Origin of the sequence: Vibrio sp. 1F279 (assembly GCF_041439815.1) — a bacterium.
Lineage (GTDB): Bacteria > Pseudomonadota > Gammaproteobacteria > Enterobacterales > Vibrionaceae > Vibrio > Vibrio tasmaniensis_A.
The window spans coordinates 1-14,107 of record NZ_JBGOOU010000018.1; the positions used below are offsets into that span (position 1 = coordinate 1).

At 41.9% G+C, this 14,107-nt stretch carries 13 protein-coding genes; 7 read left to right on the forward strand and 6 right to left on the reverse strand.

What is annotated here, in order from left to right:
- The coding region (locus tag ACED60_RS14045; RefSeq protein ID WP_371727803.1) for a hypothetical protein at nucleotides 1–196 on the forward strand (196 nt) is incomplete at its 5' end.
- Between the two features lie 153 nt (nucleotides 197–349).
- Here the strand turns inward: ACED60_RS14045 and ACED60_RS14050 are convergent.
- Entirely contained in the window at nucleotides 350–874 is a 525-nt protein-coding gene (locus ACED60_RS14050; RefSeq protein ID WP_009846286.1) for a DUF3087 family protein, read from the reverse strand.
- A gap of 257 nt (nucleotides 875–1,131) precedes the next feature.
- On the opposite strand from ACED60_RS14050, the gene trmY reads away from it, so the two are divergent.
- A complete protein-coding gene (trmY, locus tag ACED60_RS14055; RefSeq protein WP_009846285.1) occupies nucleotides 1,132–1,731 on the forward strand; it encodes a tRNA (pseudouridine(54)-N(1))-methyltransferase TrmY in 600 nt (199 codons plus the stop codon).
- A 136-nt stretch (nucleotides 1,732–1,867) separates the two neighbouring features.
- On the opposite strand, the gene ACED60_RS14060 is transcribed toward trmY, so the two are convergent.
- From ACED60_RS14060 to ACED60_RS14075, 4 genes are all read right to left on the reverse strand, one after another.
- Nucleotides 1,868–2,941, reverse strand: a complete 1,074-nt coding sequence (locus tag ACED60_RS14060) for an HlyD family secretion protein (RefSeq protein ID WP_012601063.1) — start codon at nucleotides 2,939–2,941, stop codon at nucleotides 1,868–1,870.
- Nucleotides 2,908–4,224, reverse strand: coding sequence for a glycosyltransferase (locus tag ACED60_RS14065; protein ID WP_371727855.1), 1,317 nt, complete (start codon nucleotides 4,222–4,224; stop codon nucleotides 2,908–2,910). The genes ACED60_RS14060 and ACED60_RS14065 overlap by 34 nt, the downstream gene beginning before the upstream one ends.
- Complete coding sequence (locus tag ACED60_RS14070; RefSeq protein WP_371727805.1) at nucleotides 4,211–5,566, reverse strand: diguanylate cyclase; 1,356 nt, start codon at nucleotides 5,564–5,566, stop codon at nucleotides 4,211–4,213. The genes ACED60_RS14065 and ACED60_RS14070 overlap by 14 nt, the downstream gene beginning before the upstream one ends.
- A 413-nt stretch (nucleotides 5,567–5,979) precedes the next feature.
- On the reverse strand, nucleotides 5,980–7,080 hold the full coding sequence (locus tag ACED60_RS14075; protein ID WP_029223953.1) for a permease: 1,101 nt from the start codon (nucleotides 7,078–7,080) through the stop codon (nucleotides 5,980–5,982).
- Between the two features lie 233 nt (nucleotides 7,081–7,313).
- Between ACED60_RS14075 and ACED60_RS14080 the strand changes: the two genes are divergently transcribed.
- Both ACED60_RS14080 and sigZ read left to right on the forward strand, forming a co-directional pair.
- Nucleotides 7,314–7,610, forward strand: coding sequence for a helix-turn-helix transcriptional regulator (locus ACED60_RS14080; RefSeq protein ID WP_017097976.1), 297 nt, complete (start codon nucleotides 7,314–7,316; stop codon nucleotides 7,608–7,610).
- Entirely contained in the window at nucleotides 7,594–8,208 is a 615-nt protein-coding gene (gene sigZ, locus ACED60_RS14085) for an RNA polymerase sigma factor SigZ (protein WP_371727806.1), read from the forward strand. The genes ACED60_RS14080 and sigZ overlap by 17 nt, the downstream gene beginning before the upstream one ends.
- A gap of 126 nt (nucleotides 8,209–8,334) precedes the next feature.
- Here the strand turns inward: sigZ and ACED60_RS14090 are convergent, their stop codons facing one another.
- The gene (locus tag ACED60_RS14090; RefSeq protein ID WP_371727807.1) at nucleotides 8,335–8,949 is read right to left on the reverse strand and encodes a YitT family protein; all 615 of its coding nucleotides are present in this window, start codon (nucleotides 8,947–8,949) and stop codon (nucleotides 8,335–8,337) included.
- Between the two features lie 639 nt (nucleotides 8,950–9,588).
- On the opposite strand from ACED60_RS14090, the gene ACED60_RS14095 reads away from it, so the two are divergent.
- From ACED60_RS14095 to ACED60_RS14105, 3 genes are all read left to right on the forward strand, one after another.
- Nucleotides 9,589–10,800, forward strand: coding sequence for an MFS transporter (locus ACED60_RS14095; RefSeq protein ID WP_371727809.1), 1,212 nt, complete (start codon nucleotides 9,589–9,591; stop codon nucleotides 10,798–10,800).
- 224 nt (nucleotides 10,801–11,024) lie between these two features.
- Nucleotides 11,025–11,750 (forward strand): sulfite exporter TauE/SafE family protein, encoded by a 726-nt coding sequence (locus tag ACED60_RS14100; protein WP_009846277.1) that lies wholly within the window; start codon nucleotides 11,025–11,027, stop codon nucleotides 11,748–11,750.
- Between the two features lie 390 nt (nucleotides 11,751–12,140).
- On the forward strand, nucleotides 12,141–14,045 hold the full coding sequence (locus ACED60_RS14105) for a methyl-accepting chemotaxis protein (RefSeq protein ID WP_371727810.1): 1,905 nt from the start codon (nucleotides 12,141–12,143) through the stop codon (nucleotides 14,043–14,045).
- Nucleotides 14,046–14,107: the final 62 nt, after the last annotated feature.

Consider the following 14,107-nt stretch of genomic DNA (forward strand, 5'->3'; position numbering starts at 1 on the left):
TATTCATCAACGAGTGCCCACACAGATTGATAGGTTTAAATTGTTAAAGAGCTTTGCTTGTCGAAACTTTCTTTTTACAAAGAAACACTTGAAAGCGGACGTGAATTCTAGCGATTTAATTTTAAGTGTCAAACACTTTTTAAAATTAATTCCTTTCGAACTTTCCGTCTTACTGATTTCCGCTGAAGCCTTGTAGCGTCTGCCGTGTCAGTGAGGCGGCATTATAGAGATCATCGAAAACATGGCAACCCCTTTTTTGATAAAAATTCAAAAAAATTGCTTAAGCGTCTACTTTTACGTCAAAACCCTCTTTCATAGGCCAAAGCTCATACAATCAAGAGCATATAACTTAGAATTTCGCGACTAGATCTTTCGAGAATGTCTCTATATCCAGTTCGATACTCCACTTTTCACTAAGCTCCATTATGTTATCTAGAGATTTCTGAACCGTTTTTATCGTCAATGTATTGTTATCTAGGTCGTATACCTGTTTTTGCGTGGTGTAATAGAAGTAAAGGATAGTTAATGCTTCTCGGTCGCCTTGCTCAGCTCTTGGTTGAATACGCTTTAGCTTACGATAGATTTGATTGTGAATCTGTTTCAGGTTCCACACATAAAGCGCTTCTTTAAAGTAATCATGCCCTTTCACACGGCTCGCAATAAACGCATTCAAGGCGACTGATAAAATCACCCCGAGTACATTCAAATGGAAATTACCCGTCGCTTCCCCTGTAACGGAGCCAGCTGAACCAAAAAGCTCAATCAGAATGCTACCAAATACAATGGCAAACAAGGCTAGTGACCCAACCAATGAAACCAACAGTAGGTTCATCTTCTTTCTATATTCTTCTTTATTAATCTTCTGTAACTTCATCGACTACTTCCTTATGTAAGTCACCTAATAATTTGCGCATACTATCTATGTAAACCTTGTCTCTCTTCAACCTTTACCATCTTGTAATGTGGTCACTCTCTATTTAATACGTATAGTTCTTGTGGTCAGTACTATACATAACTCCATTTGACTTCATTAATAGAAAAGAGTTACATACCGCCATAATTTTTAGTTATTCATCAATTCATGTTGATAAAGTCTGTTTCGCTTTATCACATACTGACAAGGTACATTCCATGCGTTCATTTGTATTACGCGCTCGCGCAGCCCCTACAGAGAGCAAACTTATCTTAGAAGGTGTTGGGCAAGACGCTCATACTGAGATTCTGGCTCATACTCTGATGAACACGATCTTCGTTGCTCAATCACACCGTGAGAATGTCACCGTGCACCTTGTATTAGAAAGTACTAAAGACTTTTCACGTACGATCACTTTCGATTCAAATGAGATCACTAACATTGGTGGCTTTCATGAATCGGCATTGTTATCAGCGGTAGTAAGAGCGGTTGATGCTTCTCAAGGCATGATAAAAGAACAGACACGTCAGGTTGAACCGGGCATCACTGTTCGTACTATGAGTTTTGAAAAGTTGGTTAAAGAACTGGCTGAAGACCACCAGCTGTACATGATGGATAAGAAAGGCGACTTTATCCGTGACGCAGAGATTGCGGAAAACCCATGTTTCCTTCTAACTGACCATATCCCTATGCCGAAGAAAAGCTACAACAGCTTGAAGCGTTTAGGGACAGAGAAAATCAGCTTAGGTCCAAACATGCTGTTTGCTTCTCAGTGTGTTGTGTTGATCAACAATGAACTGGATGTACGTGGTTTTTGATATCCACAGCTCTCTACGATAGTTATCTCTAAAGCAGAAGGTCACTCAAAAACAACAGTTCGCTATAAAAATAGCTAGCCCTAAAACCATAAATGGAGCGATACACGCTCCATTTATGGTCAAACTAGCGTGCTAATTAAAAACGCACTTCGACGGTCATCCCTTCAATCCAATATTCTCTAGGCAAATCAGCCGTAAAGTTCAATGCTACTTTGAGATATGCTGGCTGCCCTTCAAAAGGGCTTGCTAATTGAGTCGGCAACTTACTGACGATTTCTACCGAATCTGCAATCTCAGCCTCAAAAGTACTACCATTAGGAAACCTTACCTTGGTATGAGCTCCTATTATCGCATTCTCTAAATATTTAGGGTCTAAATACGCGACCACTTGCGGGATGGTATTCTTCGCTATCGTTACAAGCTCGTCACCTTCGAACACTCTCTGTCCTTCAACGACATGGATATCGACAACGCGACCTTCATAGGGAGACTTAATCGCCAATCCTTGTTCAACAACACGTTTAAGTGCTAGATCTTTCATTAAAGCACGTCGAGCCTGACTAACCGGACCCGCTAATTCTCTTTCTTGTTCAGCTAATTTCGCATTTTGATAATCAAGTTTTTGTCCATTAAGCTGATTATTAAGTGAGTTACTCATTCCCACTATACTTGCGTAGTCCACATCGGATACCTGACCTTTTTTCCTATATTCTTCATATCGCGTTTGAATTTGCTGTACCGTGTTTAAATTACTGCGCGTTTCTTCAATGCCTTTCAAGTGCAGTAAGCCAATATCATCAGGAGACCTGATTTCTAAATCTAATAACTCAGCATGAAGAAATTCGATTTGCGCTTCCACTTCCATATTAGTCAACTGAATCGCTGTCTCTGATTTTAGGATTTGACTTCCATCGTCTACTGGAATTGGGCCGACTACTCCTGCAACTTTAGAGGTTAAGGTTACAGGATGCGAGGTAATGATTGCCGGAGCAATAACCAGAAAATTTGTCTTTAAGAAAAAATACGCTACGAATAATAGAGGGCTAACCACTAAGCTTAAGATTAAATACCAACGAAAGCGGTAGCCTCCTCTTTTCGCTTGTCCGTAAGCAACTTTGACACCATCATCCGATTGAGGGTTATTCTTTTTATCAAGATGAAATTTCACTTTCATTGTTAAAACCTTTTGCCTTTTTTCAATACCCACCAAGGAGCCATACTGGATTCTTCATGACTTCTTCTAAATAACTCATTCACCATAGAGAACGCCGTAATCAACCGCATAAAGAACTGATAAAACGGATATAAGATTAGCCATTTTGCCATCTTAAGATCTTCTTTCGCTCTTTCGGAAACCAACCCAATATAGACAGTAAAAAACAACAACACTGTCGACAAATAGACGCAGTAGATAAGGATCAGAAGTGCAGCAACAAAATCGAAGGGGTAAGCCCAAAATATGTAAAACATGAATAGCGAAACTAGAATGGGCAGCAATACGTTTTGTAGAACGCCATAAACTAAAGTAAATATAAAGTTTCCCCAACCGAGTAATCTAGGGGTTAGACCTTCATTGTGTTTCCTTAAAAACAGAAATAATAAGTCTCCATCCCATCTTAGCCTTTGTTGTACCAACCCTTTCAGTGTATCGGGTACATCAGTATGGCCCACAGCTTTAGGTGTAAAAGCGAGTTGATTGTTTGGATGTCTTTTCTTGTACTGTTTGAGCCTCATCGTTAAGTCGAGATCTTCAGCAGTATGAGTATCCCACCCTCCAACTTGCTTCAGAGTGTTCTTTCGAAAGGCACCAAATGCTCCTGATATATTATTGAGAACACCCCAGTTGGATAGCCCCGTCTTACCCGCTTGCATTGATAACATATATTCAAGACACTGCATTCGCGTAAGCAAATTTTCTTGCCAGTTTCTAACGCGTAAAGCACCTCCAGAAGCAATCACATTCTTATCAGTAAATTGCTTCATCATTTGTAACGCCATGTCGTTATCAAAAGAAGTATCACCATCAACATTAATAACAAAGTCACCAGTAGCGTTATCTAAACCAGCATTTAACGTTGATACGCGACCTCCTCTTTGCCACTTAGGAATGACACGAACATCTCTGTTTCTTACCGTTTTATGTCTTTGCTCCCCTCGCATTGCAGCTAAGTAGGTATCTTCATTTTGAGTTGCTCCATCGACTACGGCTAAAATCTCAATCTTTCCGGGATAAAGCTGTTCAACAAGCGTGTCGATCGTTATCTCAATTGCATCTCCTTCTCCATAACAAGTAATTACAAACGAGATGCTTGGGTATTCTTTTATCTCTATATCACTGGCCGAATAAGACCAGCGAAAGATTCCACTTAACACAAGCAGAAAGAGTGGGAGCTCCACCATAATCATCATGGGGAAAAGCATCAGCCAAAGCTCAGAGTTCTCTAAAAGCATCCCCCAGAAGTACTGTTGGAGATCAAGGCTAACTGACAGCATAGATTTCACTGACTTTACTTTCTAACCAATAACCAACATCTTCTTTCATTGTTGGATCGGGTATACCCCATGCAAAGACATTCAGCGTGAAATCGTCATCTTCGATTAGAGAACAAAGTGCTTCTATTTTCCCGCGTAATACTTCTATATGTTCAATCTTAGCTTTAGGCATAAATACAAGAAGAACATCGCTTTTAAACTGACAACAAATATCAGAATCTCTAAACAATCCGTTTAAACGCTCTGTAATTTGCTCGATCAAAGCAAACATTTTTGCGTCTCCATTTTTAGACACATACTGCGCTAAATCAGGCAGGTGTAACCCCAATAATAAGTGCTCTTCTTCGTGGCGAAGTGCAATCCTATTAACCCAGCTAAGAAGATTAGAAAAATACCCGCCGTCTACTTTCCCGGTTAAGGTCAGTTCAGGCGCCGATAGCTTCACTCCATGACGGAATATATACTCTCCCTGAACTCCAAGTTTCAGCGAATAAATCTTCCTAACAACCAACTTTGAAATATCGTTTTTTGTACCACACTCGAAACAAGAAGCTAATGTCTCCGCCTCAGAAAAAGAGTGAGAGCATGAGTTACATGTATGAGTTTCTAAAGGGCGATCATAATCCACTCCAATATGTCGAAGCTGAGTCAAACATTTCGGGCATTCTAATTTTTGATTGCGTTTGAAAAGCCCTTGTTCAGCAACATGGCCACACGTGAAACAATGGAGAGAGGTACGCTCAGTAATATCAATGTCTTTGCAAGAAGGACACGCTTCGATGTAGTTTAAGTGGGCACTGGCACATTCATGACACACTCTTACTCGATCGATTAAATCCTCAATTTCAAAAGTGTCTCGCTTAGTCTCTGATAATACAAAACGATAAGTTGAACTTAACTCCGGATAGTAAAGCTCCACTAACGGATAGGAATATATCGATTTATGAGACAAATATTTGTGAGGTGATAATCGACGTCTTTGATCCAAGCCTAACCACCCAACAAGAGGGTCTAATGTATCCGATGTGTCGATAATACTTTCTAACGTTCTGCGGTGTTGAATCACCTCTTCTTCAACACTTTCTGGATTTAAAGTGCCGTCTGATAAACACTCTGATAATGCACTATCGTCTAAAACATAAATCTTCCAAGACCAAAATTTCCTGCTACGGTGGAGTTGGCTCATCACGTCGTCTTGCGAACTAAGATCGCCATTTAGAACTATGACGCCGCCCAATAATTCAGGGAGTTGATTAATGTCACTGACTGGCACGAGCTCAAATGATTCTCTGGTTTCAAGTGTAGGGGTTCCAAGGCAGTAAATTTTCAACTTATCTTTCATTCATTAACTCCAAGTCTTTTGACGCTGTCATCGTTGAATTAAAGCTAAACAAACGTTAATTTTGAACGATGCTATTTCATTATTCACCCTTACATAAATACTAGATATCGATATGAAAACCGTCCAATAATCAGCCAAAAAGATTAAATAAGCTCACCAATTAATTGACACCTACGAAACATGAATATTGTTAATACTTGGCATCAAAGCGGTTACATTCAAGTCTAAAAGTAGGGGTTGATGAGTGTTATTTTCGATAGCAGCACTTCCGGAATAATAGCGTTCTCAAACAAATTAAGCCTAATGCCCATGATTTTTTGACCGCCTAAACACAAAAAGAGCTCAACTAAGTGAGCTCTTTTTTTATTATCTATATCTTGCTATCAATGGAGTTATCTAGGAATCAGACCCGATTAACCAAAGATGAAGCTGTATAGGAAGCCTGCCCCCATCGCCATGCTTAGGATAACGAATAGGAATGCTGCAATCATTTGGTTCTTGAAGATTGATTTAAGCAGGATAACTTCCGTTAAACTTGCACCTGCACTACCAATAATCAATGCCATTACCGAACCCAACGCCATGCCTTTCTGAACTAGAGCAGCACTTAATGGGATTACCGCTTCAGCACGAATGTACAGTGGAATACCAATCACGGCTGCTACTGGAATCGCATACCACATACCTTCACCAGCGTACTGTGCAATTAGGTCTGTAGGAATGAAGCCGTAGATGAATGAACCAATCGCGATACCCATCATTAGGTAAGGGAAAACTTGTTTGAAGTCTTTCCAAGTTGAGAACCAAATTCTCATCCAACGGCTAGGTTCTTTCTTCTCTACGATTTCAGCTGTTGCGCTTCCATCCGCTGAACAGCATGAAACCGTTACTTGTGGCTCTTCTTTTTTAGAATCGCAGCAAGATGTCTCTTTCGCCATTACTGGCGCAGGCTCACCACATGCACTTGTACCACATGAAGATTCCGCTTTAGCCGTTGCTGCTTTCTTAGGAGTAGAGTCACCACAACTAGTGCCACAGCTTGAAGCAGAACCTGTCGATTCATACGCTTCAGGTTTGACGTAGCGTTCAAAACCTAACTTCTCAAGTGCGTAACCAGCGACTACAGACACCGTCATTGCTACAAGGAAGTAGAACACCGCGACTTGCCAACCGAAGGTAATCACAAACAAACCAATGATCACTGGGTTCAATAGCGGGCTACCAAATAGGAACACCATCATTGGACCGAAACCCGCTCTTGCACGCAGCAATCCTTTTAAGAAAGGAATGGTCGAACATGAACAGAAAGGTGTAATTGCGCCCAATAGTGCTGCAACCACATAACCCTTACCATTACGCGAGCTCAGAATCGATTGAATCTTCTCTGGCGTAAGAAACTCTTGCAGAATCCCAACAATGTAGCTGATCGCTAAGAAAAGGATAATTAGCTCTACTGCTAAGAAAGCGAACATATCAAGTGCGTCTTTTAGCATTGTTAACATTTCATTGCTCATAATTAACTCCAAACTGGATTGAAGGTCAGACTCTATGAGAAAAGTAACCAACCCTTAACTTCGAATATTCTCGAATTATAGAAATAAACAGCTTCAGATCAACATTTATTTCGGTAAAAATCGAAATGACTTTCGAAAACACAGTTTTTCAATGACTTACACAGCTATCGTTTTTTAATTTGAATTCGACATACATTTCGACTAACATCGAAATTAAATCTTGAGGAGTTAATATGAACTTAGAAGTCGTTGCGAAAGCACTTAAAGAGTTAGGACATCCTATTCGTCTAACTATTTATAAGAGTGTCGTTAAAGCTGGCTACCAAGGCATTGCAGTTGGCGGCCTACAAGAAGAGCTAGGCATTCCCGGTTCTACCTTGTCTCACCACATATCAAGCTTGGCGTCTGCGGGCCTAATCAGCCAAAGACGAGAAGGGAGAACTCTATTCTGCGTGGCGGAGTATGAATGCCTAGAAGGTGTGATTGATTTCTTACAAGACGAGTGTTGCGTAAATGATCAGTGCAACTGATGCACCTTTGAACGGGGCACCTTTGAATAAGGCACCTTTAAAGCTCGAACAAGTCTGGGCCGAGTATCAGCAAGCATTAAAGTCATTCTTGCATTCAAAGGTCAACAATTCTGCGGATGTAGACGACTTGCTCCAAGATATCTTGATTAAGACCTATCAGAACTTAGACAAGGTACAAGATGCGAGCAGTGTTAAGGCTTGGCTGTTCCAGTTAGCCAACAACACCATTATCGACTTCTACCGTAAACATGCACGCCAACAACGTGATAGCCAAATTGATGCTGAAGATCTGTGGTTTACCGATTTAGACCACGACTCTGAATTTAAGCAGAAGCTCTCATTGTGTATTGAACCTTTTATTCAGGCACTGCCAGAACAAAGTTCATCGCTACTGCTTGCTGTCGATATCAAAGGTCAAAGCCAAAAAGAGATCGCAGAGGCTCAAAACATCAGCTACTCAACCGTTAAGTCTCGTGTTCAGAAAAGCCGCGGGGATCTTAAGAACTTGTTTGAAGAGTGCTGTAACCTGTCACTTGATCAACAAGGCAATGTGATTGACTGCGAGCTCAAACCAGATAACGATTGCAGTAAGTGCTAATAGCCATCCCTAAAATAGAACAAAGCCAGCAGTTGATGCTGGCTTTGTTGTTTTCATAATCTGCAAATCACGCTTTGTTTATGCGAATCGAGTACTTAAGCGAACCTAGTGCTTGATCGTACCGAACTACGCCGCTTCCGCTTTTACGACCGGTTGATAGCGTCCCGGTTTATGGTTCATCGCCAAAATCAAGTTGGTTACTATCGCACCCAGTACAGACAGAAGAACCAGCGACACATCAACGATAAACAGTGAAAGCACAACAATCGTACAATCTAGTGCCATCTGAACCTTACCCGCTCGAATCCCAAAACGTTCTTGTAAGAACAGCGCCAGAATGTTGAAGCCACCTAAGCTCATTTTATGACGGAAGATCACCAACATGCCGGTACCAATCAAGCCACCACCAAGTAAAGCTGCATACAATGCATGAATTTCGGCAATTTGAATCACGTGATACAAGTGATCCACGGCGAACGAAACAATCGAAACCGCGATAAACGTATTGATGGTGAAGCGCCAGCCCATACGAGCAACCGACAAAATATAGAAAGGTAAGTTAAGTGCGAAGAACACTTGGCCAAAGCTCAAATCTGTCACTTTGGTAATGAAGATCGCTAGACCAGCCGTGCCTCCGGAGAGCAAACCGACTTGATTGAAAAAGATAACGCCGAGTGACACTAGCGCGCTACCTAAGATCAGTGCCAGTAAGTTTTCGCGAAGGTTATGATCTTTATCCATGTGAATGACTCTCCCTGAATCTTTTAACATCGCGTTTCAGTCCCGTTGAAACGATTGAAGTACAAATTTACGATGTTTAACAGATAAGTCGAGTAAATGCGCAGTGTTACTGAGTGATTAATTTGTATACTAGTTTTTACAGGCTTTAAAATACTTCACTAAAGCAAGCAGTTATATCTAAAAAATTAAATATCCATCCTAAATTCTCCGCTTCTACCACATAATCAGCGAGCTTCGTGTTTTCCTATTTATTAGCTACGTTTCATTCCAACTCCAGCGATGCTTAAATCTATGCATAAAACGCATAGACTAAATCACAAAAGGTCATTTGATACATACCCTACTCGTCATTATGATGCGCGACTTCTTACAACATTGAGCGCATGTAAACACCTTATGTTTTCACAATCTCTTTTTGCCCAACTCGCCAGAATGACGCTATTCCTTGTCATTAGTTTGGTAATTGTGCATCACAATCAGCCATTGATCGATCTCTTGGCTCAGCATGCCGTTAGCAGTGGATGCCACCAGCAGTCAGCGCATGAGCATTCCGGGCACGAACACCACAATAAAATGACTGACCAACACATGTCAGCGCAAGACCACTCACATCACCACCATTAATTTAAGAGTATTAGAATGAGCATTTTCCGTTTTCCTTTACTGGTATGGCTTGGGATCGGCACACTTATTATCAGTCTAGGGATCAGACAATCATTCGGCATTTTCATGATGCCAATTTCAGAGCATTTCGGCACCGGCCGTGAGTTTTTCAGCTTCGCCATTGCTCTACAAAACCTGCTGTTCGGTGCGTTCCAGCCTTTTGTGGGCATGGCCGCTGACAAATGGGGAGCAAGACGCATCATTATTGCAGGTGCATGTGCTTACGGTTTGGGTTTACTTCTTACCTCTATTTCTACCGAATCAAGCATGCTTTACGTTTCACTAGGCGCATTAGTTGGCCTTGGATTGAGTGCGACGAGCTATGTGATCGTGCTAGGCGCGGTAGCAAAAGTAGTACCTGCAGAGCACGCGGCTAAGGCATTTGGTTTAACCACAGCAGCAGGTTCATTTGGTATGTTCGCGGTAATTCCGGGCGCGCAATACATGTTGAACGAATTTGACTGGCAGAGTGCGATGCAAGTCTTTGGCGTACTTTGTTGTTTCATGATCTCTTTTGCGCTGTTTATGCGAGCGCCTAAAGCAGCCTCAAACAAACAAGCGCAAGCTGAAGAGAACCAAACGCTAAAAGAAGCGTTGTCTGAGGCGTTTGTGAACAAAAGTTACTGGTTAATTCACGCGGGCTTCTTCGTGTGTGGTTTCCACGTAATGTTCATTGCGACGCACCTACCAAGTTACTTAGCAGACAAAAACCTACCGGCGAGCAGCGCAGCAATGGCACTGGCTTACGTTGGCATCTTCAACATCTTCGGGTCTTACTTCTGGGGTGTGATGGGTGATAAGTTCAGCAAGCGTCATGTAATGTCGGCACTGTACTTAGTGCGTACCGTGGTTATCGGAGCTTTTGTCACTTTGCCTGTTACTGAGTCAACCGCGGCAATCTTCGGTGCAGCGATTGGTTTTTGTTGGTTGGGTACGGTTCCGCTAACTTCTGGCTTAGTTCGTCAGATCTTCGGTGCTCGTTACCTGTCAACGTTGTACGGTTTGGTGTTCTTTACTCACCAAGTGGGTAGCTTCTTAGGCGCTTGGGTTGGTGGTCGTATTTACGATTACTACGGTTCTTACGAGCCAATCTGGTGGTCAACGGTGGTACTCGCATTTGCAGCAGCGCTTATCCATTTACCTATCAATGACAAGCCGATTGAGCGACTGAAATTGGCAATGGCTTAGCGTTTAACGCTGACTCCCCCAACAGCAAAAATCGATAAGCAATCCAATAAGAGAGTGGATATTGAAAGGAGCACATCCTGAGATATTCGCTCTCTTTTTTATTGGCCGTTATAATCGAAATTATAACTAGCGAAACTTGCATAAACCTCACTGAATAATAAGACTATTCTTTTCGTTTTAATTTATAGTATTCACTTGCTCCTTTAAAACTAATCCGCAGGCTTATGGAATACCTAGATCAGACCGCCCTTATCGCAATGGCACTCATTTTTGCAGGCTCATTTGTGCAAACTGCAATCGGCTTTGGTTTGGCCATTGTGGCTGCCCCACTGTTGTTTTTGGTTTCACCAGACTATGTACCTGCGCCCATCTGTTTAGTTGGCCTGTTCATCTCGTTATTCAACGCCTTTAAACACCGTGCAAACATTTCTATTGGCGGATTAAAAATCGCATTACTAGGACGCATTCCAGGCTCACTAGCAGGCGGTGCCTTGTTGGTGATGGTTTCAACGAGCGTGTTGTCACTTTGGTTAGGTTTATTAGTGGTATTTGCAGTGATTGTCAGCTTGCTTCCATTTAGGTTAGAGCCGACGCCTGCCAAAATGGGCATCGCGGGATTTTTCTCAGGATTCTTTGGCACCAGTTCAGGTATTGGTGGCCCGCCGATGGCGCTACTGCTACAGCACCAAGATGCCAATCAACTTCGTGGCAACTTGTCTGCCTTTTTTGTCTTTAGTTCAATCATTTCGTTGATTGTTCAGATCCCAATTGGCTTCTTCACTATGCACCATTTGATCATCACTATACCTTTGCTGCCTGCTGCTTGGTTGGGTTACAAAGTGGCGTTAATGACCACGCAAAGCATTCCTAAAGAGAAGATACGTATTGGTTCTTTACTGTTATGTTCTATCAGTGGCTTTACTGCCATTTGGCAAGGCTTAGCTGGTTAGTATAGAGATAACGTAAGTACTGAAGGTTGCTTACGTTTTGTAACTATTTTGATGACAGCTCACTCATCTCGATAAGCAAGCTCATATGACTGACTAGTGACGTTATCCATTATGCTCAAATACCCTAATGCGGCGCCTTATTTAAGCTTTAAAGTCAATACCACACTGTCGTAAACATCTCTATCTGGCGGTCACGATTCCCTCTCATTCAGCATCAATGAACCATTACTGCATAAACCCTTTTTTCATGAGCTTTTTGTATACAGAGCTGAGACTGTTCAAATTAGACTAAATGTTCAATTGAGAGCGTAGTTGCATTCACTATATCTCTATATACTCGAGCAATCATTAGCCAGGCAGATGAGCACGCTCAGTATTAAGGACATTCATATGAAACAACTTGGATTTAAGCAAGTTCTTTTAGTCGCAGTATCAGTAATAATCGCAATAAGTGTTGGTTCAGCCAACTATTTATCATATCAGAGTAAGAAGGAAGCACTCACTGACACTATTTATCAGAGCACACAAGACCGTATTCGCATTGAAGGGAATAAGGTTGAGACTTACCTGGAAGCTAAAACACAAGCAGTGGCAAAAGTAGCTGCTGATTATCGTCAACATAATTATCAAGATAGACACGCCGAGCGAATGCGCGTGGGCTCATTAGGTGCTGATGTCGCGAACTTAATGATAGGTTTTGACAATGGTGATGCTTATGCCTCATTCGATTACCCGGGCTGGGATAATCACAAAAGTCCACCAAGCTACGACCCTCGCAGTAAAGCTTGGTACAAAGAAGGTAAGCGTTCAGGAAGCCTTGTATATACAGACCCATATACAGACTCCACAACAGGTACCTTAATGGTGAGCATTGGTAAAGATGTTGGTAACGGTGTGGTATTGGCAGACATTCCACTCGATGTTCTAAGTGACACTGTCTCTGAAATCGACCTCAACGGTGCTATTTCGATGATGATGACCAATGACATGACGGTGCTGGCTAGCACATCCAGTGTGGTTAAAGTGGGCACTAAATTAACGGATTACGCTTCTTTGAAAGACGTTGCAAAAAAAGCACAAAATTCAGAAAGCACAATCGTTAATTATAGTATCAACAGCGTTGAGAAAGTGATGTTCAGCCATGCGGTTAGCTATGGTGACAAAGAGTGGTACCTACTTGTTGGATTAGACAAAAGCGTCGTATTCGCAGCGCTAGAAGTCGCTCAGCAGCAAGCAATTATGATCACGATTGTCTACCTATTGATCAGCGTAGTTGCCACGTTATTCATTCTCAATATTCTTTACAAACCCATCCTAGCGTTGAAAGAAACCATTACAGGGCTATCAAATGGTGATGGTGATTTAACTCAGAGACTCGAAGTAAAGAAACACGATGATTTAGGGCAAATCGCATCTGGTGTAAACCAATTCATCGAGCATATACAAGACTTGATGCTAAAGATTGACGCAGCATCGTCTGAACTGAAAGAAAATGTGCAGCAACTTGAACATAAATCAGATGAAAATAACCACATTTTGAATCAGCACGTGCAAGAAACTGAACAAATTGTCACTGCCATTGAAGAAATGAGTTCAACAGCTGACGCCGTTGCCCAAAATGCAGGTGAAACGGCGCAATCAACTAAAGTCGCGTCCGATATCGGGGAGCAATCACTCAATGCTGTCGGTGATGCACAAATGAAGGTTAATGCACTAGTTTCTGAGATAGAGAACACATCATCGAACCTAGAAAGCATGAGCCAAGAAACTAAAGGGATCAGTGATATTTTGACAGTGATTGGTGAAATCGCTGAACAGACCAATCTCCTTGCGTTAAATGCAGCGATTGAAGCCGCACGAGCGGGCGAGCAAGGTCGTGGGTTTGCAGTAGTAGCTGATGAAGTGAGAGCCTTAGCGAGTCGAACACAAGCGAGTACACAACAGATTGAACAAGCGCTGACTCGTTTGCTTTCAGTGAACAAGAATGTTGAAGAGTCTATGAATAAGACGAAAGGGACTTGTGACGAAACATTTAATAACACAGAGAAAGTGGGCAGCAGCTTAAATGAGCTAACGTCACAAGTAACGGGTATCAATGACCTAAGCATTCAAATTGCAACGGCCGCAGAAGAGCAAAGCAGCGTAACTCAGGAAATTAGTCGTAACATGGTGGCTCTGAGTGACATTGTAAATGAACTCAACAAAAATGGAGATCAAGCTTTGGTGCAAACCAACAATATCTCCCAAGTAAACGAACGACTGGCATCAATGGTTGGTATGTTTAAACTGCGTTAATTCATACTAAAACAGTTATTTAAAATGAAACTCGTAGTGTGTAGCGGTTATGGTTTCAAATA

Coding starts and splice junctions, on each gene's coding strand:
- ACED60_RS14100 (WP_009846277.1), top strand. CDS start 11,025: ATGGAATACCTAGATCAGACCGCCCTTATCGCAATGGCACTCATTTTT.
- ACED60_RS14075 (WP_029223953.1), bottom strand. CDS start 7,080: ATGAGCAATGAAATGTTAACAATGCTAAAAGACGCACTTGATATGTTC.
- ACED60_RS14105 (WP_371727810.1), top strand. CDS start 12,141: ATGAAACAACTTGGATTTAAGCAAGTTCTTTTAGTCGCAGTATCAGTA.
- ACED60_RS14070 (WP_371727805.1), bottom strand. CDS start 5,566: ATGAAAGATAAGTTGAAAATTTACTGCCTTGGAACCCCTACACTTGAA.
- ACED60_RS14080 (WP_017097976.1), top strand. CDS start 7,314: ATGAACTTAGAAGTCGTTGCGAAAGCACTTAAAGAGTTAGGACATCCT.
- ACED60_RS14095 (WP_371727809.1), top strand. CDS start 9,589: ATGAGCATTTTCCGTTTTCCTTTACTGGTATGGCTTGGGATCGGCACA.
- ACED60_RS14050 (WP_009846286.1), bottom strand. CDS start 874: ATGAAGTTACAGAAGATTAATAAAGAAGAATATAGAAAGAAGATGAAC.
- ACED60_RS14065 (WP_371727855.1), bottom strand. CDS start 4,224: ATGCTGTCAGTTAGCCTTGATCTCCAACAGTACTTCTGGGGGATGCTT.
- ACED60_RS14090 (WP_371727807.1), bottom strand. CDS start 8,949: ATGGATAAAGATCATAACCTTCGCGAAAACTTACTGGCACTGATCTTA.
- trmY (WP_009846285.1), top strand. CDS start 1,132: ATGCGTTCATTTGTATTACGCGCTCGCGCAGCCCCTACAGAGAGCAAA.
- sigZ (WP_371727806.1), top strand. CDS start 7,594: ATGATCAGTGCAACTGATGCACCTTTGAACGGGGCACCTTTGAATAAG.